Source organism: Bradyrhizobium sp. USDA3516, from assembly GCF_057651995.1.
On the sequence record NZ_JBYGYN010000005.1, the window covers coordinates 201,842 to 222,815 of the forward strand.

General features: G+C 61.2%; 14 protein-coding genes. 5 read left to right on the forward strand and 9 right to left on the reverse strand.

What is annotated here, in order from left to right; translation table 11 throughout:
- Nucleotides 1–14: 14 nt before the first annotated feature.
- The 3 genes from AC24YW_RS17995 to AC24YW_RS18005 all read right to left on the reverse strand — a co-directional run bounded on the left by AC24YW_RS17995 (nt 15) and on the right by AC24YW_RS18005 (nt 3,566).
- Nucleotides 15–302 carry a hypothetical protein gene (locus AC24YW_RS17995; protein ID WP_487483967.1) on the reverse strand — a complete coding sequence of 96 codons (288 nt, stop codon included), beginning with the start codon at nt 300–302 and terminating at the stop codon, nt 15–17.
- Nucleotides 303–791: 489 nt separating this feature from the next.
- Nucleotides 792–3,023 carry a Wzz/FepE/Etk N-terminal domain-containing protein gene (locus tag AC24YW_RS18000; RefSeq protein ID WP_487483968.1) on the reverse strand — a complete coding sequence of 744 codons (2,232 nt, stop codon included), beginning with the start codon at nt 3,021–3,023 and terminating at the stop codon, nt 792–794.
- Between the two features lie 30 nt (nt 3,024–3,053).
- Nucleotides 3,054–3,566 (reverse strand): hypothetical protein, encoded by a 513-nt coding sequence (locus tag AC24YW_RS18005; RefSeq protein WP_487483969.1) that lies wholly within the window; start codon nt 3,564–3,566, stop codon nt 3,054–3,056.
- A 646-nt stretch (nt 3,567–4,212) separates the two neighbouring features.
- Here AC24YW_RS18005 and AC24YW_RS18010 point away from each other — a divergent pair.
- From AC24YW_RS18010 to AC24YW_RS18025, 4 genes are read left to right on the forward strand one after another with little or no spacing between them, the layout of a single operon-like run.
- Entirely contained in the window at nt 4,213–5,427 is a 1,215-nt protein-coding gene (locus tag AC24YW_RS18010) for an acyltransferase family protein (protein ID WP_487483970.1), read from the forward strand.
- 6 nt (nt 5,428–5,433) lie between these two features.
- Nucleotides 5,434–6,771: a hypothetical protein gene (locus AC24YW_RS18015; protein WP_487483971.1), complete on the forward strand. Its 1,338-nt coding sequence runs from the start codon at nt 5,434–5,436 to the stop codon at nt 6,769–6,771.
- Between the two features lie 8 nt (nt 6,772–6,779).
- Nucleotides 6,780–7,886 carry an acyltransferase family protein gene (locus AC24YW_RS18020; RefSeq protein ID WP_487483972.1) on the forward strand — a complete coding sequence of 369 codons (1,107 nt, stop codon included), beginning with the start codon at nt 6,780–6,782 and terminating at the stop codon, nt 7,884–7,886.
- Nucleotides 7,883–8,974: an acyltransferase family protein gene (locus AC24YW_RS18025; RefSeq protein WP_487483973.1), complete on the forward strand. Its 1,092-nt coding sequence runs from the start codon at nt 7,883–7,885 to the stop codon at nt 8,972–8,974. Before AC24YW_RS18020 ends, AC24YW_RS18025 begins: the two co-directional genes overlap by 4 nt.
- A 17-nt stretch (nt 8,975–8,991) precedes the next feature.
- Here AC24YW_RS18025 and AC24YW_RS18030 read toward each other — a convergent pair whose 3' ends face one another.
- Together AC24YW_RS18030 and AC24YW_RS18035 are read right to left on the reverse strand one after the other, a co-directional pair.
- The gene (locus AC24YW_RS18030; protein WP_487483974.1) at nt 8,992–10,146 is read right to left on the reverse strand and encodes a glycosyltransferase family 4 protein; all 1,155 of its coding nucleotides are present in this window, start codon (nt 10,144–10,146) and stop codon (nt 8,992–8,994) included.
- Nucleotides 10,109–10,942, reverse strand: coding sequence for a polysaccharide pyruvyl transferase family protein (locus tag AC24YW_RS18035; RefSeq protein WP_487483975.1), 834 nt, complete (start codon nt 10,940–10,942; stop codon nt 10,109–10,111). Before AC24YW_RS18035 ends, AC24YW_RS18030 begins: the two co-directional genes overlap by 38 nt.
- Before the next feature lie 124 nt (nt 10,943–11,066).
- Here AC24YW_RS18035 and AC24YW_RS18040 point away from each other — a divergent pair, with 124 nt between their 5' ends.
- The gene (locus AC24YW_RS18040; protein ID WP_487483976.1) at nt 11,067–12,533 is read left to right on the forward strand and encodes a lipopolysaccharide biosynthesis protein; all 1,467 of its coding nucleotides are present in this window, start codon (nt 11,067–11,069) and stop codon (nt 12,531–12,533) included.
- Nucleotides 12,534–12,558: 25 nt separating this feature from the next.
- On the opposite strand, the gene AC24YW_RS18045 is transcribed toward AC24YW_RS18040, so the two are convergent.
- The 4 genes from AC24YW_RS18045 to AC24YW_RS18060 form a co-directional block, all read right to left on the reverse strand.
- Complete coding sequence (locus tag AC24YW_RS18045; RefSeq protein ID WP_487483977.1) at nt 12,559–13,683, reverse strand: acyltransferase family protein; 1,125 nt, start codon at nt 13,681–13,683, stop codon at nt 12,559–12,561.
- A gap of 250 nt (nt 13,684–13,933) precedes the next feature.
- Nucleotides 13,934–17,842 (reverse strand): RHS repeat protein, encoded by a 3,909-nt coding sequence (locus AC24YW_RS18050; RefSeq protein WP_487483978.1) that lies wholly within the window; start codon nt 17,840–17,842, stop codon nt 13,934–13,936.
- A gap of 452 nt (nt 17,843–18,294) precedes the next feature.
- A complete protein-coding gene (locus AC24YW_RS18055) occupies nt 18,295–19,686 on the reverse strand; it encodes a hypothetical protein (protein ID WP_487483979.1) in 1,392 nt (463 codons plus the stop codon).
- Complete coding sequence (locus AC24YW_RS18060; RefSeq protein WP_487483980.1) at nt 19,683–20,951, reverse strand: glycosyltransferase family 4 protein; 1,269 nt, start codon at nt 20,949–20,951, stop codon at nt 19,683–19,685. The genes AC24YW_RS18055 and AC24YW_RS18060 overlap by 4 nt, the downstream gene beginning before the upstream one ends.
- Nucleotides 20,952–20,974: the final 23 nt, after the last annotated feature.

Sequence of the window (20,974 nt, forward strand, 5' to 3'; positions counted from 1 at the left end):
TCCGGCCCGGGGCCTCAGGTTCCATTTTGCGGCGGCCTGCGGAAGAGCCGCATGATCGCATCGCGCAGCGCGAGCAGCGGCGGCACGAGCACGAAGAAGGCTCCCATTGCGACTGAGACGATGACGTGGCGGATCGAGAAAGGCTCGTCCTGCTCGACCTGGCGCCGGCTCGGGTCAATGGGCGCGGGTGAGAGCGTCGTCGCCATGGGATGGCGGAGCGGCTTGCGGGGAGGGACCACGATCAACACGAACAGAATGTTGAGCAGGACCCAAATAGTCAAAATCGTCAGGACGATCAGCATCCGAGCCTACCGGAAAAATAACTGCGAGTATGAGCCGAGATTAGCCCCGGGGGACCGAGAAGGAAAGATGCCTAAAGTTTCGGCATTTTCAGGCATCAAGAAGCGGATTGTCTCGTCTTATCGACAGCTGGTGGCACCGGCACCACTTTTCCCGGCGACCACCGTATCCGTCAATCCTTGCTTTTGGCTAGAGCAATAACTGCAAGTTGTGGATTCCGGACGAATACGGACTGGCGAGCAGTTCCGGCGCGCTTGGCGCATCTCCCGGTCGCGTGCGCGAAGGCGCGCGTGACGCCATTCCAGCGACAATTCCGCCACGCACGAACAAGGCCCGCTGCCAGAAATGGCCGCGGGCCTTGAGGGCGCTCCAGCTCGGCTGGACTTCGCTCTAAAGCGCGATGCGATTAGGATGAATCGTCATCGCGCTTTAGGTTATTGTTTGAGCATGATCTTTTCGGAAAACCGCTTCGCACTTTTCCGGATCATGCTCTAGGCGTGCTCGACGTAATAGCTGTTGTGGTGCTTGCCCTTGTAGGCCTCGATGCGCTTGAGCATCTTCGGGTTGGCGCGGTTGAGCACGGCGCCGATCAGCTTCTTCTGGAGGACTTCCGATCCTGAGACCGACTCCTGGAGAGCGGTTCGCGTGGTCTGCCCCCATTCGATCACGTAGACCATGGCGTCGATCAGGAAGCTGACGGCCTTGGAGTCCGCCACCGGCATCACCGGGGCAAGGTCGATGACGATGTACTCGTAGTGTTCCTTGAGCACCTTGAGCAACTCGGCCATTGCCTTGGACCCGATGACGTCGGCCGAATTCACCATGCGGGACGCCACGACGGAGGGAAGGAAATCCAGTCCCGTCTCCTTGCTCCGCTGCACGTGGTAGCCGAGGCTCGCGGGGTCGTTGAGCGCTTCGACAAGCCCGCTCTTGGCGTTGGGCGCGAGCTCCCGCGTCAGCGAGCGCGTGTGCAGATCGCCGTCGATCAGAACGGTGCGATGCCCTGTGAGAGCGATCAGCTGCGCGAAGTTGGCGGCCACCGTCGTCTTGCCTTCCTTTGGAAGCGAGGAGACGATGCCGATCACCTTGATCTCGCGGGTCAGGCGCGCGACGTCGATCGAAACCTTGATGTTGCGCAAGGTCTCGGCAAACCGCGAGAACGGATGATCGACGACGTAGCGGGACAGATCGGGAGGGCCGGTCTTCGCAGAGCTCGTGAGCAACGCGCCGGCCTTCGTCGGCGGACGTATGTCCGGCAGCACGCCGAGGCATTTCACGCCGAGCTCATCTTCGACCTCGCCGGGCGTCCGCAGCACGTCGCTCAGCAGTTCACGCGCAAATGCCGCGCCGAAGCCGAGGCAGAGGCCGCCGACCAGGCCGCCCACGAGGGCGAGGACCGTGCGCGGCGAACTCTTGCGATCCGGCTTGGTGGCGGTGCTGATCAGTCGTGACTCGCTGAGCGGAAAGCTCTGGTTCTGCGTGGCGCTCTGCAGCTTCTCGAGGAAGTTGTTGTAGAGATTGCGATAGGTGTCGGCAGCGCTTTCGAGGTCGCGCAGCTTGACTGCGGCCTGGCCGGTATCGCCGGCTTGGGCGACGAGCTCCTTCACGTTCTTCTCGAGCGAGGCCTCGCGGCTCTTTGCGATCTCATAGTCGCTGCGATAGGCGTCGCCGATCCGACGCAGCTCGTCGGCGATGTTCTTGCGTAGCTCCTCCATCTTGTTGGCAAGGTTGACCGCCGCAAGATGGCTCTTGCCGTAGCGCCTGGACCAGTCGGCATATTGCGCCTGCAGGTCGAGATATTGAGCGCGCAGACGGGTGATCACCGAATTGTTGAGGGCGTCCGTCACGGTTGATTGCGCAACATCCTGATCGGAAATCGTATCGATCCGGTCAAGCCGGGCCTTCGCTTCGGCGGTCGCCGCCCGCGCTTGAACCAGCTGGGTATTCAGGTCGGACAATTGCTGCTCGGACATCAGGCCGCGGCTGGTTCCGACGATGTTGTTCTCGGCCTTGAAGGTCTGCACGGCGCGGTCGCTGGCCGACGCCTGCTCACTCAGCTCGAGGCTGCGTTGCTGAAGCCACTCGGTGGCCCGTTTGGTGGACTGATATTTGGCCTCCAGGGCGCCGACGAGATAGGCATTGGCGATCGCGTTGGCGATCTTGGCGGCTTTGTCGGGGCTCCGCGCTTTATAGCTCAGCGACAGCACATATGTCGTCAGCACGCGCTCCGTACGCAGATTCTTCTGAATCTGCTGGACGACCGCACGTTCGATTCGCTCCTGGCTTGCTGGTTCGCCGGAGCCGAATAGCGATGTCAGCTTGCCGATGATGATAGAGAGCAGGCCGGGCTTGGAGCCGTTGAACTCCGGGTCTTCTGTCAGCTTCAGGCGGCGGACGACGGACAGGATGAGGTCGTCCGAGTTGATGATCTCGACCTGGCTGTCGACGTAGCCCGTGTCGATCAGGGCGCTGCTGGCGTTGCTTTCCTTGTCCAGAACCTGCGTCTGCCGCGTATCCATCATGATGCGGGCATTTGCCGTATACATGGGTTGCGCCGTGGCCAGGTAGACGATCACCAGGGCCAGCGAAGCTCCCGTACAGACCGCGATGATCGGCCATTGGCGGCGAAGGACGTCGGCCACGCGCTCGAAGCTGAGGACCGCCCCGCCGAATTCGATGCCGAATCGGTGCCCCGACTGGAAATGTTCCCTAGGCTGGTACATGTGCTAATTCGCTGCCTTGACGATCATGGATCAATTCGGAAGGGGGACGGGCTTGAATGGATTGGCCAGCTTGGTTCTCCACTCGCCTTCGAGCAGTGCTCCGCCGCGGCCCGGCTGCGGCGAGGTCTTGATTTGCGATTGGGCCTGGACGCCGGAGCTGTCGTCTCCTGCGGCGGAATAACCGGCCTGCACGTTGAGATCGCCGATCCGTTGCACGAAATCCCTGATCTTGCGCGACGCCTCCGGCTTGGTCGACGTGCAACGTGCTTCGGCAATGCGCAGCGCAGCACCGATGGACGAGCGATCGGTTGAGGCCGAGGCCGAGATGAGCGTCTGCACGGAAGGCAGCACCGACGGATTTGTGGCGACATAGCGCGCGAGCCAATACCGCAACTTCTCCTTGTCATTGCGCAGCCGCTCCAGGAGCGAGGAGGGCGACTTCACGAAGGTGTCGAGTTCGAGTTGCGAGGCGCGGTCCGAGAATTCGACGCACTGCGCGCGGCAAGCTTCGACACTCGAGACGATCAGCGCAGAACCGATCAAGACAATCGCCAGCCATCGCGACTGTGCATGACGACGTGGTAGTCCGCGGCCCATCCGTGTTCCTTGCTTCTGTTGCAATAGGAGAACAGGTGAAACTTGACAGGTAACTGTGTCATCTTTTTGTGCGACGCAAAAGCTGGTGCAAAGCTGGCGACAAAACAAACGCGAGCCCGCTTGTTCGCCGGTTGCAAAAACAGGTTCTACAATGCCTGCGAGATCGGCAAATCACGCCCATGAATGTTGCAACCTGAAAACATATCGGGCACTCGGCGCAGCCGCTCGTCGCAAAACCGACACAAGTCACGACGCGCGTTTATTGTTCCCGTTGGCGAAAGAATTTTTGCGCGACATGGGCACGCAGCAATCAACGTGCTGCAAGGGCCTCGATCGCAACAGTGCCGAATTTCGCGCACACTTTGCGCGCAAATATTCGCAATCATCCCGTGTCGATTGGCTTGCGCGCCGAAGCAGGCGCACGTCGGATGAAAAGTGGCATGAACTTGGCGATCGCATGTCCGAATGATCTGCAAGCTTTGAAATTATTGTCGATCGTCATGCATCGAATGCGGCTCCGCGATTGCAGAGATTGATCACGCGTTGAGACCTGATACACACTGCTGCGGTGCAACAGCTACGGAATGTTGATGTGACGGAGTTGGTTCATCGTGAGAAGGCGCACGTCCTGCCGCTCGACAGCATCCGGGGGATCGCCGCGACCTCCGTGGTGATCCACCATCTGCTGCTGATGCCGACCTTTCTCGCGGCATTCCCGCACAATGCCTGGATCAACTGCTCCTTCTTCAGGAGTGCATGGCTGCTGGTCGATCTGTTCTTCGTTCTCAGCGGGATGGTCATGGCGCTCAGCTATGTCGAGAACGACTTCAAGCGCTTCTCGCTGCGCGAATTCATGATACGGCGCCTGGCGCGAGTCTACCCGCTGCATATCGTCATGCTGCTCGCAAACCTCATCTTTCGCCTGCTGCGCATCGGCCTGGTCATGGCGGGCGTCGTGGTCGCCGCCCCGACGGTATTCGAGGTGAACAACGCCTATTCGTTCGGCCTCAATGTTCTGCTGCTGCATTCGATGGGCTTCATCGACTATCTCAGCTGGAATGCGCCGAGCTGGAGCATCAGCGTCGAGTTCTACACCTATTTCGTGTTTGGTCTGATCGTTCTCATTGCCCTGCGCATGCGCTCGCTGCCGTGGTTCTATGTCCTCTCCGGGCTGCTCGCGATCGGAAGTCTCGTCTTCATCATCTTCGTGCTCGAAAAGAAGAGCATCGAGCTTCAGACGGATTTCGGCCTGCTACGCTGCTTCGTCGGCTTTTTCCTGGGCGTCTTGATGGTGAGGATCGTCGATCGTCTACCGGCCAAGCCGGGGCCTGCCGCGCAGGGCGCATTGCAATTCGTCGCCATGATCGCGAGCATCGTCCTGGTGTCCCTGGCGGAGGCCAATCCTGCGGTGACTTTCCTCGCACCAGTGATCTTCGCGATCTTCCTCGGCAGCTTGCTGGCCTTTCGGGATGCGCTGCTGGTGCCGCGGATCCTGGTGGCCAAGCCGCTGATCTGGCTGGGGCGCCGCTCGTACTCCATCTATATGGTGCACGCGCTCGTGGTGCTGCTGGCTGAATATTTCGTGCGGGGCGTGGGGGCGGGGCGAATCGCCGCTTTGGATTCGATCTGGGCAGGCCTGCCGGCTACGCTGAATCTCGTCGTTTCACTGGCCGCCGTGCTGGCAGTTTCGCACCTCACCTATCTCTATGTCGAAATTCCCGGCGGCAGGCTCCTGCGAAATGTATTCGGAAGCCCCCCGGATTTCGCGCCATCCCCCGCCGCTCGGTCGGCGCGGCTGAGCAACTGAGCCGGCATGAGCACCTTCGCGCTGCAACCCCGCCGGATCACGCTGATCAGCCTCAACATCGAGGCGATCGCGCTCGCGGCCTACCTGGTCCGGGATGCCTTCGGTGGTTTGATGCGGTACTACACCAGCATCATGCATTTGGACGCGCTGTGGTTCGTGCCGGATGGCATTGCGCTGCTGTGCCTGGTCCAGTTCATCGTGCATTGCATCCTGCGGAATCGCAGCATCTTGGCTGCAGTTGTCCTCGTGCAGATCATACTGTCGCTGGTGCTCGGCTACTTCATGCTGGGAACGGTCAACGCGGCGATGTCGTCGTTCAAGATGATGCTCCCGGTGTTCGTCGGATTTTGTTTCTGCGACACCAGTCTAGGCTCCTACAAGAAGTTGCTGTCGATCATCGCCGCGACGTTCTACCTTTCGCTGATCGGCGTGTTGCTGACGAAATTCTATCTCATGCCCTGGGTCGGCTACAAATATGAGTCCTTCGGTGCCGTTCGTGAGGCGGGTCGCTTATGGTGGGCCTATGGCGGTGACGATCAGCGTCTCACGGGCTTTGCTGCCGAAAGCACCATGGCGGCCTTCTTCATACTCGTGTCCTTCGCAATTACGTCGATCCGTAAGAGCACGATTTGGTGCCTTCTGTACGGCTCTCTTGCGATCTACATTATCCGTCTGACGACCAGCAAGACGACCATGATCGTCCTCGTGCTCTACTTGATTATGCTGGTGTTCGTGCGGATGCTGCCGGAGAAGTCGCGCTTTCCCGCGATTCGGACCATTGCGCTGTGGTCGTTTGCCGCCATCCTTGTGCCGTTCTTCATGATCGTGCTTGCTTCCGGTACCGCCGCGGTGCCGCACACGACCCTGTTCAGCATCGTCGATCGCATCAACAACAGCTGGCAACTGCCGTTCGTCTACCTGAGCCAGCTCATGCCCATTGGTCTCGTAACCGGTTGCGGCGTCGGCTGCTTCAACTACCCGCAGAAGCTGTTCTCGCCGCTCGCGCATTTCTGGGTTCCCGTCGACAACTTCTACATAGGCACGTACCTGATGTTCGGTCTCCCGTTCGTCGCATTCATGGTGATGGTGTTCCGGGCGACGTTCGCAGCGACCGACGTCTACAAGCTGACGCTGATCTTCGTCGTCAACCTGTTCACGATCACAGTTCTGAACTACGGTCCAGCGTCCGGCCTGCTCATCATCGCGTTGAGCTTCAGCGAAGTGTTCTCGCGGCGTGCGACCTTCGCGCGGGCAGGTGACGCCGTGCCAATCATCATGCGGCCGCCGATGCCGCCATTGGAAGGCTTCCGCCCGGATATACCGGCGGCGAGCGGAAGCAGGTGAGAAAAACGATGCATAAACGGCTCGCATTCATCGATACGCTTCGCGGTATCGCCGTGCTGGCGGTCCTGGTCCAGCACGTCTTCGAGGTCATTCTCGAAAAGCATCCGACGGGTGTCTATTACGGACCCCTCCACGACATATTCGGCTACTACATGAACTTTGGCCGGTTCGGCGTCGTGTTGTTCTTCTTCGTGAGCGGCTTCGTCATTCCGTTCAGCTTCCCGGACAGCGCCACGCCTGTGCGCGATTTTACGATCAGCCGCTTCTTCCGGCTCTATCCGGCTTATTGGACTTCGATCGTTGTCGGGCTCGTGTCGGTGCAGCTGCTGGATTCGAAGAGCTTTCCGCTGGGGCAGATCGCCGCCAACGTGACGATGTTGCAGACTTTCGTGAACGTCCCGAATCTCTGGGTGTTCTATTGGACGCTGGCGATCGAGCTCCTGTTCTACGTCGGATGCACCATTCTCTTCGCGATGGGGCTGCTCAACCGGCGCTTCACGGCGGTGACCATCGTGGTTGCCGCCGCGCTGGTGGGAACAACAGCTGCACTTTTCGTTGAGAGCAGGGCAGTCTCCTCGGTGATGGAGGTCGGCTTGAACCTCTCGGCGATGTTCCTGGGCAAGATCATCCGCGACACCGTCATCGGCGGCAAGCTGCGGTGGACCCATGTGACCGTCTGCACGCTTCTGTATGCGGTCTTCGCCGCCACCCTGTCCGACCGCCGGTTCGGCGGCGTGTATCACGAGAATTTCTTCTACAGTTATTCGATCGGATCGGCGTATATCTGCGCCGCGCTTGTCTTCATCGGCTTTGCCGTGTTCGGCGAACGTATGGCCTGGCGCCCGATGGCATTCGTCGGCGTGATCAGCTATTCGGTCTACCTGATGTCGCCGTTCGTGATCGTCTACGTCCATCGCCTGGCATGGTTCGGCGACGGACCGCTCGGATGGTCGATCTTCCTGACCGTCATCCTGGCATTGTCGATCCTCGTCAGCTGGATGACATACACGTTGATCGAGAAGCCCAGTATTTCCTTCGGGCAAAGATTCCGCTCCGCGCGAAGAAAGCCTGTCGTCCTCGAGCCAGTGCTCAGCACCCAGGGTGCCGCAGAGTGATCAAGGCACCTCACCAGCCTGGCGCCGCCTATGATGGATCGTTTCTTCCTTCGGTCCAAGGCCTTCGTGCCATCGCGGCGCTGAGCGTGCTGATGGATCATTTCTACGACATGCCGAAGGCAGGGATGTACGACATCCCGGATCCCGGCTTCCTGCCGCCACTCTGGTCCTGGCTGCAATCCGTGATCAATGTCGGCGGGCACGGGGTCGAGCTGTTCTTCATGATCAGCGGCTTCCTGATCCCGGCGAGTCTCGTGCGGCACGGTTCGCTGTCGCGGTTCTTCTTCGATCGCGTGCTGCGCATCATGCCGGTGTTCGTCGTGCTGCATCTTGCGCTGTTCGCGATCGGTCCGATCGTGGCCTACAAGTTCTTCCGCGGGATCGATCTGAGCAGCTATCTCGCAATCTTTGCAGCCAATCTATTCTTCGTGCAGGACGCGCTCGGGTTGCCCATTGCCCAGCAGAATGCCTGGACGCTGACCTATGAGTGGGCGTTCTACATCTGGTTCGCGCTGACATTCTCGATGTGGCGCGGCGGGGGCAGGCTGCTGGCGGCGCCTCTGATCCTGCTGGGCGTGGCGTGCCTGATGCGCTGGCCGATCACCGCGTTCTTCTGCATCGGGATGCTGTTCAGCGCGACGGGATTTCGCATTTCCATTCCCGGACGGCTCGGTCTGGTCGCAGGGCTCGTCTGCGGGGCCGCGCTGTATGCGAGCCTGGTGCTGTTTCATCCGTTCGTGGGCCTCATTCCCGGATTTCTGCTGTTCGCCATGGTGCTCGCCCCGGAATCAGGCCTCGGGAAGGCCCTGAGCACGCCGGCGCTCCAATATATCGGCAAGATCAGCTATAGTCTCTATCTCGTGCACCCCTTCGTGCTCTTCCCCTTGCAGGTGGTTGGCCTGAAGCTGGTTGCCGCCGGCGTCGACCGCTGGCTGCTGTGGGCGGCTTTCATCGGACTCGGGCTGGTGATGTCACTGGTTGCAAGTGCGATCAGCTATGAGCTGATCGAGGTGCGGCTGAGGCGATTGCTGGACGGCGCGTTCCGAAGCACGTTCTTTCGACCGCTGAAAGTCGGGCAATCGGCTTGAGAGAGCGCGTGTCGCGCTCACTTCACGGTACGACCGGCGAGCCTGTGATAGGATCCATGCAACCGTTCGGCAATGTGGTCCCAGTTCAGGGGGCCGGCCGCGGTCTGCCGCGCGCCATCGGCCAACGTTGCAGCGAGTGAGTTCGACGTCAGCACGCGCTCGAGTGCATCGGCGAGCGCAGTGGCATCGCCGGGAGGAACCAGGAGACCATTGACGCCGTCCGTCACGACGTCGGGAATGCCACCGGTGGCGCTGGCGACGACGGGACGCGCATTCCCATAGGCGGATGCGAGCACCCCGCTTTGTGATGCATCCTTGTAGGGCAAGGCAACCACCGCAGCAGATTGAAATAGACGTCCGGTATCCGCAGGCGAAATGTAGGCATTGATGGTCTTGACCGTCGGCATTGCCTCCATCCGGGCGCCGAGCCGTGTCATCTCGGGGCCGCGCCCGGCGACGATCGCTTCATGCGCGACGCCGCGCTGGGCCAACATGTCGATCGCGTCGATGAACACGTCGAGGCCCTTGTAAGCCCACATCCGTCCAAAAAACAGGATGCGCCCGGGTTCGGGCTCGCTGAACGATCTTTTGTCCGGCGGAACCATCAGCACGCCGTGCATGCTGGAAACCGTCTCGCCCTTGAAGTCGGGCGTGGCGCGGTGGAAATCGGCAATGCAGCTCTCGCCGTGCGTCGTGACAATCGAGGCGGCCGCACGCATGCGCCCGCGCCAGGCATCTTCACGGGGCGAGGTGCCGGAGCCGCCCTCCGAGTGCGGGATAGCATCGTGAACGGTCAGCACCAGGGGAATGCCGAGCGGACGCAGAAGCTGAATCAGCTTGGACGTGTAGATCTCGGGAACTTCATGACAATGGATCACGTCCGGGCGAAAGGAAATTATGTCGACGAACGAAGCGGGGATGCCGATTGCGCCGCCGCGCCGCAGACTGAGGTCGCGAATTCGTGTCTCGAACGGCGCCGTCACAGCGATATCGGCAAGCTCCCATTGCTGGTTCGCGTCTTTGCGGTTGAGCACAAGCCGAACGTCGCAATGATGCGCCAGTCCCGATGCGAGCCGATAGGAATATTCCGCAAAATGCGGCGCGTAGATGGCCACGCGGAGGCGCTTGGCCATGCTAGTTCTTTCCGCTCCAGAGGTCGATCGGGAATGCATTCATCAAGGCACGATGATCAAAGTTGAGGCGCGCAGCTCCTCCCATCTCGCGACCTTCGTCGATACTTGTCGCAAATTCGACGGCGAACCGGCCGGTGCCCTCATAATAGTCATGATACTTGAACTCGGCCTCCCCGCTGCTCAGCCGTACGTATCGAGCCGGTATCCCGAATGCCTCGGCGACGATGATCCCGTGGAGCGAGCTGGCCAGAACCAGTTCAGCTTCGAGAATGGCGTCAATTCGCCGGTTCCAGGATCCCAACGGTGAGACCACCGTATCCGCGGTAGGGTCGACGAGGTTCAAATCGTGCAAATTCGGAACAAACACCCACGGCTTCTTGGCTGTAGGGTGAAAGCGATTTGGAAACAGCTGAGGAAGCAGCAACGCCGGATCTCCGAACACTTCGGGGACCGCGATGCTTCGGCGCTGCAGGACCTCCCGGGTACGGGGGCCGCGCACGGCTCGCACGTCCAAATTCTGCACGCGATGGTTGAGGTCGCCTTGGCCGGCGCGCCCGTTTACGCCGCTTCCCCAGATCACATCGCCATTTCGCGCGTAGTGGAGCACGGAGCCGATCGCGAACAAGCGCGTTTGCCGCGGCACCTCATCGGCGAGCGTATAGCCGAATTGCCGCAAGAGATGGTCAACGACAACGATCGAAAGATGATCGCCGAAATTGATCGTTCCGTCGTCGGGACGCCAGTAGAACAAGTCCACGTGCGGATAGGGCAGTTGATGAATAAAGTCGCAGCCGACCTCGTTGATCAGCCGTCGTAGATTGCCTCGAAAATTCATGCTGCCTCGGATGTAGCTGCTTTCTTGCCGTAGTGTCCTCGTAAACAAGGCGACTATTGGACCATAGCAGCCAATGGCTCATCGACGAATGTCGACCTAACCCCGAATTGTGACAGGCTTCCAATTGCGCCACGAGATTATCAAGCCGCGCTCGATCGTTTCGGGCGTCATTTGGTCGGCGCTCGATTCCGCGGTCGGGCAGGCGCTCACGCTCGCAATCTACATGATCATGGCGCGGCTGCTGTCGCCGCAGATTCTCGGCATCGTGGCAACGGGAGCGCTGGCGCTCGAGTTCTGCCGGGCAGTCCTGATCGAGAGCATCGCGATTGCCGTCCAGGCGCGTCCCGATCCGAAGGATGAGGATTACACTGCCTCGTTTTGGCTCATCGCGGGCCTCTCCTTGTTTGCAGCACTCGCACTGTTCGCCTCGAGCGGCGCCATCGAACGATTCTCCGGTCTTTCGGATCTTGCCATCGTTCTCAAAGGATTTTGCATCGTGGTGGCCGTGCAAGGCCTGTCACGGACGCACGAAGCCTGGCTGACGCGCAATCAACTCTTTCGATCCCTCGCCATCCGTTCGATTTCTTCAATCTCGGTTGGCGGAGCCGTAGGGATCGCGCTGGCGATACAGGGGTACGGGGTCCTTGCGCTGGTCGGACAGCTCGTCTCGACTTCGTTGATCTCGCTGGTCAGCCTTTGGGTCTTGACGCCCTGGCGCCCTCGGCTCCGGGTCAGCCGGCAGGCGGTCGTCGATCTCCTGAGCTATGCGCGCTACGTGGCACTGACGGGAATCACGAACTTTGCCAATGCCAATTCCGATCTGATTTTCGTCACTTGGTATACCGGCGCCGCCGGCGCGGGCTTCTACAGCCTCGCCAAGCGCCTGGTCAACGCCGTGAGTACCGTGATCGGGAATGCGTTGAACCGCGTGTTCTTTTCGACCATCGCTGGCCTCCAGCATGACCGGGAAGCATCGCGTTCGACGCTGGTCGACTTCGTCAAATACACGTCACTGCTGACAGCGCCGCTTTTCGCGGGGATAGCGGCTTTGGCGCCGGATCTCATCGTCGGTTTCTTCGGATCCAAGTGGGGCGAGGCCGCCCCTCTACTCGCGATCATGTCGATCACCGGGTTCTTGACGACGATCGGCCTCTACAATCACTCTGTGATCCTGGCATTCGGCAAACCGCACTGGCAGACTTGGCTGACGCTGATATACGCGGTTTCGAATATAGCGATCTTCATCCTCGCTGCGCCATTTGGCCTTATCGCGATCGCTGTCGGCTACGTCGTTCGCGCCGTGTTGCTGTATCCACTATCCGCCGGCGCCTCGATGCGGATCTTGGCGCTCGGCATCAGGCCCTATGCCGCGGCGCTGATGCCCGCGCTTGCGGGCTCCGCGGTGATGGCATGCGCGGTGGTTGCTGCCTCCGTTACCATGCCGGCCACGTCGCCATGGCTGCGTCTCGCCGCGCTCGTGCTGCTTGGTTCTTCGGTCTATCTTGCCGTCGTCATGGCGGTCGCCCGGCCGGCGGTGGTGCGGATTTGGCAGGAAGTCTTGGGTCGTGTGCGGCGATCGTCTAAGACCTAGCCAGAATTCGGCCTGCACGCACCAGCTAGCTCGCGTTGGCCGCCTGTCTGGCCTCGGCAAGATCGAGCGGCTCGGGCTTCCGCACGCGGGCTGATCTTGCCCCGCCAGGCGCAAGCCGGTTGATCAATCTTCTAGCGGGATCTTCGACGTAGCGATATGTCACGTCGGCAACGACTGTCAGAACGATGCAGCAGACCAACGCAAACACTGGAAACACACTCGGTTGAAATCCGAAATAGTGCCAGGCCGGCTTGAAAAGCAGGATCAACAGCACTTCGTGCACCATGTAGATCGCGTATGACGTGTTGCCGAGGCGGCCGAGCCAATCGGAGCCGGGAAACCGGGCGAAGGCGCTTTCTCCAATGGCTGTGACGAGGATCGCGAGAGAGAACAGTATGATTGCAAGGTCGGGCTTCGCAAAGAAATTGAGGACCAGGACCGAGACGGCAAACAGCGCTATTCCGGCGAATGCGACCGGCTTCTTGCGATAGTCGCTCGAGAGCCTGAACAGGACGGTTAGGAGAATCCCGTTCAGGAAGCTCGGAAGCGCCCGTAACATGCCGAAATCGAAAGTTGCCCCGTACATCTGCGAGCGTTCCTGCCAGATCGGCAGGTGAGCATGGGCAAGGATTCCATAAAAGAGCGCGACGATGATCGCGAGCATCAGCGGCGAGACCCTGCCGGCCAGCAGCATGAACAATGGGAATAGTATGTAGCAGAACAGCTCGGCGCTGATGGACCAGGCCGGCGAGTTGAAGCTGAGATGATCTGTGATGCCCCACGCCTGCACGAGGAAGAGGTTTTGAAGGAAATCCGTCCAGCTCGCGTGGGAGGTCGGACCGGATATGCCCATGAGAGCAAGGACCGCGAATATCAACAAGGTGAGCAGATGCAAGGGGTAGATTCGCGCGATCCGCCTGATGAGGAAGCGCGCATAGGAGCGCAGGCCTGTCGAGGTCGAAGGATAGGAATAGGAGATCACGAATCCGGACAGGATGAAGAACATGTCCACGAACAGGCCATAGGACCCGTTCCAGGCCGGTGAGATGCCCTTGTCGATCAGCTTCAGGTGGAAGATGAAGACCCCGAGCGCGGCGACGAAGCGGTAGAAGTCGAGAACGACAAAACGTCTTGCTTCACTGGCTTCCATCGGGCCTCGGAGTCCTTGCGCGGTTCGTTTCCCTTCTAGAGTCGAATTGTGACGCAAGTTCGCAAGCGCGCAGGCCGATGCGGCGCAATCGCGGCGGCCCGCCCGAATTCATGGCGCCTATCCAATTGCGAATGGCAGTCAGCTCTGCTCATCGATGAGGCAGGCGCGCGACAACGAACAGAGCCGGGACCCTGCACGGTCCCGGCTCCCTTACCGCTGTTGGCGCCCGTTTGGGCAGATTTCGCCGTGCTCAGACGAACACGAAGTCGTGGCTGGTCAGGCTGGAGACGTAAACGTTCTTCAGCAGAATCGAGTCGGTGGCCGAGAACGTGATGAGCGCGTTCGTGCCGGATTGCGTGATCTGGAGGTGGCTATAGTCCTCCGCCAGCAGTTTCGAGATCGCGATCGTGTCGTGCGTCGTCCCGCTGCCGGCCTGGAAGTTGAGGATCTGGTCCTGGCCGTGATCGTACGCGATGGTCGTCGAGTTCGGGGCCGCCGAGAACACGTCATTGCCGGCCCCGCCCTGGATCGTCACGCCGCTGGCGACGGCCGTGACGTTGTGGGTGCCATCGGTCTTGGTCTGATCGATGAACTGCAGCGCCTTGGCGGTGTCGTAGTTCTCGTGCTGCGTGACGCCGGCCTGTCCGTTGAAGTTGAACAGGAAGACGTCCCTCGAGCCGTCGGCGTGGCTGGCGATCTCCTGGGTCTTGACGCCGGCGCTGTTATAGATGTCGGTCAGCTTGCTGCCGTCATCGTTGATGACCTGGGTATAGTCCAGAGTGCCGTCGGCGTGGGTCCTCGTGATCTCGACGATCTTGCCCGAGGCATCGAGGTGCTGGTGCTGCGTGGTGTAGGATTGGCCGGTGACGTTGTAGTTCCAGTTGTCCGACGTGCCGTCGGCGTTCTTGATATAGGCAGCGGTCTTGATACCGCCGGTGTAGAGCGTGGTGGAACTGTAGCCGTCGCTCTTGGTCGTCACCTCGCTGGTGATAATTCCCTTGGCGTCATACCAGCCCGAGGTTTTGGTGCCGTGGGCGCTCTGCACAAGAGTGAATGCCAGGCTGTCGTCGGCGTGGGTCCGCACGATGCTGGTAAGGAAACCGGTGGAATCGTAGGTGTCGTGCTCCGTCGTGTAGTTCTGACCGACGACGTTGAAGAGATGGACATCCCTCGAGCCATCGGCATGGTAATCCGTCTCCGACTTCTTGATGCCCGAGGCGTCGTAGTTGGTCACTACGCTGCCGCCGTCGCTGCCGACGACCTGGGTATAGTCGAGCGTGCCGTCGGCGTGCCAGCGCGTCACCTCCGTCGTCTTGCCGGTGGGATCGAGATGCTGGTGCTGCGTGGCATAGCTCTGGCCGGTGATCTTGTAGGTGTAATTGTCTTGGCTCAGGTCGGCATTGGTGATGTAGACCGCAGTTTTCAGGCCGTTGGTATAAACGGTTGTCGAGCTGTAACCGTCGGCCTTCGTGATCACCTCGCTGGTGAGGACCCCCTTGGCATCGTACCAGTCCGTTGTCTTGGTGCCGTCCTTGCTCTGCACCAGCTTGAACGCCATGCTGCCGTCCGCGTGCTTGCGGATCAACGTCGTGAGGAAGCCGGTCGCATCGTAGACATCGTGTTCGGTCGTGTAGTTCTGGCCGGTGATGTTGTAGAGGAAGACGTCCTTGCTGCCATCAGCGTGGTACTCGGATTGTTTTGTCCGGACACCCTTCGAGTCATAGATGGTGACGACGCTGCTCCCGTCGTTGTTGACGACCTGTGTATAGTCGAGCGTGCCGTCCGCGTGCTTGCGGGTGACGGCCGTGACCTTGCCGGACGGATCGATGTGTTGGATCAGGGTGGTGTAGCTCTGGCCGGTGATGCCGTAGGCATAGTTGTCCAGACTACCGTCGGCGTTCTTGATATAAGCTTTCGTCTTGACGCCGTTGCTGTAGAGGGTTGTCGAGGTGAAGCCGTCGGCCTTTTGGACCACCTCGCTGGTGAGGCTGCCGGCGGCATTGTACCAGTTGGTCGTCTTGGTGCCGTTGGCGGTCTGCATCAGCTCGAAGGCCAGGTTGCCGTCGGCATGCAGGCGCGTCAGGGTCGTGAGGAATCCGGTCGAATCGTAGACGTCGTGCTGGGCCGTATAGCTCTGGCCCTTGATGTTGTACGTCCAGACATCCTTGCTGCGATCGGCATGGTAGGCGGTCTCGATCAGTTTCACTCCCGTAGCGCTGTACAGCGTGATCACGCTGCTGCCGTCGCTGTTGTAGACCTGGGTCGAGTCCAGCGTGCCGTCGGCGTGGCTGCGGATCACCGAGGTGACCTTCCCGGAGGCGTCGAGATGCTGCACCTGCGTGGTGAAGCTCTTGCCCGTGATGTTGTAGGTGTAGTTGTCCTGCGAGCGGTCCGCGTTCTTGACGTAAGCGGCGGTCTTGACGCCGTTCGTGTAGAGCGTGGTGGAATAACAGCCGTCGGACTTCTGCACGACTTCGCTCAGAAGCGCGCCGGCCGTGTTGTAGGTATCGGTGGTCCGGGTCGCATCGGTGCCGATATGCACGAATTTCGTCATCACACCATTGGTGTAGCTGATCAGATCCTTCGAGCCGTCGGTGTAGGCGACGGTGGTCGAGGTCGGCTGCCCGCTCGAATTCAGGCCGGTGTCCGCTTTCGACAGCAGCTTTCCGGTGGCGTCATAGGTTTTCGTGTTGCTCCAGGTCGCAGCCGTATTCGTCACAGAGAACGAGTATCCGCCCTGGATCTTGGACAGTGCGTTGCCGTAGTGGGCGATCATGTAGTCCATGGTCGCCTTCGAGGCGACCTCCAGGACGTGGGAGTCGGTCAGCGTGATGGTCTGCAGCGCCGTCGATTCGCTCAGATCCGACAGTTGCGGCACGATTTCGGCAGCCGTCCCGGTGATGCTGGTCCTTGTGTCCGGCGCCGGCGGCGTGGTCGCCGGCGCGTCGATCTCGATGATCACGGGGTGATCGCTGACCGGAATGGTGATGGTGCTGACGTCGGTGTAGCTGGCGATCGCGGTGGTGCCGGTCAGCGTGTCGTACACCTTCACGGTATGATGGACGGCGCCGAGGTTCACCGTCACCGTCTGGGCCGCATTGGACAGCTCGGTATCGGTGGCGTCGTTCCAGAGCTTCGGCTCGGCCCAGACGACGAGTTCGTAGGCGCCGTTGCTCTTGCCGAGCACCATGCTGTTGCCTGTCGCCGGCATGTTGCTCAACGTGTAGTTCAGCGGATCAGTCGGCTGCTGGCCGCCCTTGCCGTCGTCGGCCAGAATGGTGGTCAGGTTGTGAATCGCCGTGGCGGCGAGCTTGGGCGTTCCGTCGGAATTGAACAATCCGAAGTTCGCCTCCGGATTGGTGTTGGCGGCCGAGGAGTCGCGGTCGAACAGCTCGTAGAGATAAGTCGCGCTGACGCCGGCCTTGTAGGCGTCGACCAGCGTGTTCAGGATCGATTTGGCCTGCACCGTCTCGTTGACGCCGAGATATTGGGTGTTGGTCTGCGTGGTGTAGCCGGTTTCCGTGATGACGACAGGTTTTCCCGGAGCCGCGGCCATGACGGCGCTCAGCGTCGCCGCAATGGAGTTGCTCGGATTGAGGCCGGTGCTGACATAAGCGTGGGCGTTGGCATAGTCGACCGAGCCCGACATGTTGCCGAGCTCGGTGTAACCTTGCGGATCGTTGTAGGCCAATGACAGATTGTAGACGGGGATGCTGGCGAGCGCCGCGTTGGAATTGACGGCCTGATAGAGCGCGCTCTGGAACTGGGCCGCGGCCGAGAGGCTGGAGCTGCCATTGTAGCTGAAGGGCTGGTGATTGGCCTCGTTGAGGCCCTCGATGGCGCTGATGCTGCCCGCATGGGTCGTCGCGAACTTCTCGAGCGAGGCGATGTATTTCTGAAGTCCGGCCGTCCCCGTCTGCGGCAGGGCGGAGGAGACCAGGAAGTCGAACTTGTAACCGGCGGCGGCGAGGCCCTCGACCAGCGGTTGCGCAGCGGGGCTGGTTCCCATCGCGTCGCGGAGATGTGTGACGCCGAGATATTTGAGGTCGTCGACCATCAGCGCGAGATTGTTGTAGCCGGTCCACCCGAAGCCGGCATGCGTGTTGACGCCGATGGAGTTGATGAAGCCGCTGGCGGACAGGATGGTTTGATCGGACATTGCACACTCGAATTTCAGCGCGAACGAAATTGCTCGCAGGGATTTGCGTTCAACCTTCTCTGTCGAGTGTGAATTTCAGATAAAAATCGAAGCTACAAATCGCGAGCGAAACGCGGTTCCTCGTGCAGGAACAGATCGACTCGTCTTGCAGCCGGAATGCTCGATGCGATGCCCGCCCAGCGTGGCGTCAGGAAGGCGCTTTCAAGATTTTCGCGAGCTGCGTTGCTGAATATATGCGCATGAGATGCGAGATCACGAGATTGCACAGCGAGCCGGCAGCCATGCCGCTTTCGTGGGCGGGTAAGTTGATTGATTTTATCGCTATGGTTGTGTTGATGTCTTCGTGGATATGGTCGCTCGCTTCCGAACAAGGCTGACGGTTCCGGCGGGAACAGGATCGGTCGATCACTGATCGTCCAACCGGTCCGGCAAGAAGCTATGAGTGCGGCGAATCAGCCGCGGCGGGCCAGCATCAGAAAGTCGCCGCGCCATCCGACGATCGCCGTCGCCATCGCGGCGATCACGATCTTCCCGGCGAGCCATGCCGTGGGCTCGGTCGGCATTGCGCCGAGCGATCCGATCAGCACTGCGGCCGCCACCGCCTGCGCGACCAGGGCCCGGCGCGGGAAAGCCTCGAAGCGGAGCGTCGGGCCGAGCGCGACCAGGATCGTCACGAGCGTGGCGAGGCAGGCGCAGCCGACCGCCTGTCGCGGCGACAGGCCGGCCCATGTCGCGGCCAGCGCGACCGCCGCGACGATCGCGAGCTGGCCGGCCGCAACGACCACGAGCCTCGTCGCGAGCTTCTCGAGGTGCGGAACGACCGCGACGGTCGCCTGGAGATGCGTGTGCAGGAAATAGAAGACGGCCACGACAGGTGCCGTCGTCAGGAAGCCGTCCAGGCTCTCCCGCGGCACCAGGATGCGGGCTGCATCCGGAATGAAGCCAATGAGACCCCCGAGCAGCACGAGGGTGGTGCAGACCATGAACTCGAACATCCGCCGCGCCGATTGCACCGACTTCATGACGGTTCCGCGTTCGAAGTCCTTCACGACATCGGGATAGCTCACGGTGTGGATCGCTGCATTGAGGACCCAGAACGGGCGTTGCAGCAGGTCGAGCGCGATCGAAAAGCCGGCGCCGGCGCCCGTCGCGCCCAGCCGGCCGATGATGATGAAGCGGAGCAGCACCGGCACCGACAGATGGATGACGGACGCGCCCGCCGCCGGCATGCCGTAGCGGGAGAACTCCTTCCAGTCGGCCAGCATCATCCGCAGCGGAACGCGCTCCAGTGGGGTGCGATAGGCCACGAGCCCCGCGAGCAGGCCGAGGGCGTGGCCCGCACTGACGCCGAGCAGCGCGGCTTCCGCCGTTCCCCAAATCGCCGCCCCCGCCGCGGCTGCGGTCAGAAGAGCGGTGGCGCGAAACGCCAGAAGAGAGGAGGCGACACCCAGCCGGTCGGACAGGCGGACCGACAGCAGATAAAGGTCGGTCAGGCCCTGAAGCACGGAGATGCCGAGGCCCAGCGTGATGATCCCGGCCGGGAGCATGCTGGCCAGCGATGCGCAGCTGCCGACCACGACGAGCGCGCCCGCACTCGACAGGCCTGCGGCAAAGAGCGACCACCTCAGCCGCGCCGCCTCGCTCTCCCCGGCTGCTGCCAGAAAACGCAATCCGGCGAGCTGCAGCCATTCGAACATCAGGACGCAGAGCAGCTGGCTCGAGGCCAGTGCCAACGAGAAATTGGTGTAGTCGGCGGGGGGCAACAGATGACTGATCGCGAAGATCAGGATGATCGCCGCGGCGCTCTGATAGAGGTAGCCCGCCATCGCAAAGAGGCGTGTCATCTCGGAATGAGGCGCTCCTTGCCGACGGCCCGCGGCGCTTCAGTCGTGGCCGCGCGCACCCGCGACATTCGCTGCTCGCGCAATTGCTCATACAGATTCTTGTAGGATGACAGCACGTCGGCAAATACCCATTTGTTGGTATCGGCGATCAGGCGCCGGCTGATCTCGTCGATCTTGTGCGGATCGGAGGCGACTGCGAGCATGCTGTCGGCCAGGGATCTCGGATCGGCCTCGGTCAGCCAGCCGGTCACGCCGTGCTCGATCACCTCGGGCATGCCGCCGAAACGCGTTCCGAGCAGCGGCCTGCCGGCCGCCTTGGCATCTGCGACGACGAGCGGACCGGGGTCGTGCCAGATCGATGGCGCGACCACCACGTCGACCTGCTTGTAGAAATCGTCCGGCGCCACGAAGCCCATGAACTCGACACGCGCATGCGGCGCGAGCGCCCTGAGGCGACGTTGCTCCTCCTCGCTGACCCGGCCGGCGATCATCATCCGGATGCGGTCGGGGGGCAGCATGGCAAGAGCATGCATCAAATTGTCGATGCCCTTCTCCTCGGTGAGCCGGCCGATGAACCCGAACGTCACTTCCGTGGTGCAGACCGGACGGGGATAGGGTTCACGCGGCGGCTCGGTCGAGGCGTTGCGGATCACGGTTCGGATCGGCGTCTCCGCGAACATGCCCATGTCGGTGTGAATGGACAGCACGCGCTCGCTCACGCCGACCACAGCGCTCAGCCAGTGCGTCGCCCGCTTGCGATGGAAGGTCAGGATCCCGCAGCTCGTGCAGGTGTGCTCGCAGGAGCGTCCCTTGTCGAAGCGCGAACAGCGCGGACAGGTCAGATAATAATCGTGAAGTGTATGCAGCACCGGCACGCCGAGCTGGGCGGCAACGCGCCAGATCGCGGTGGTGAGACCTGACAGATTGTTGGAGTGCAGCACGTCCGGCTTGAAGGCCCGGATGCGTTCCGCGATCACCGGCGCCTGCATCTGCCAGTCGTCGACCGCATGCCAGATGCTGCGCAGGACGGTGTTCTTCTGCTCCGTGAAGGGCCGATAAACGTTCTGCACCGGCGCGGAATAGACGTTGATGCCGTTGCAGCTTTCGCGCTCCTGCCCAGGGGACGATGCGGCCCGGATCACCTCGACCTCGTCTCCGCGCTGCACCAGGCCTTCGGCGAAGCGCCGCGCGAAAATCTCGGCGCCGCCGACGATCTTGGAGGCCTGAGGCGTCGGATAAAGCGTGGACGTCAAAAGAACTTTCATCACTGAACCTCATGTTCTGCAAA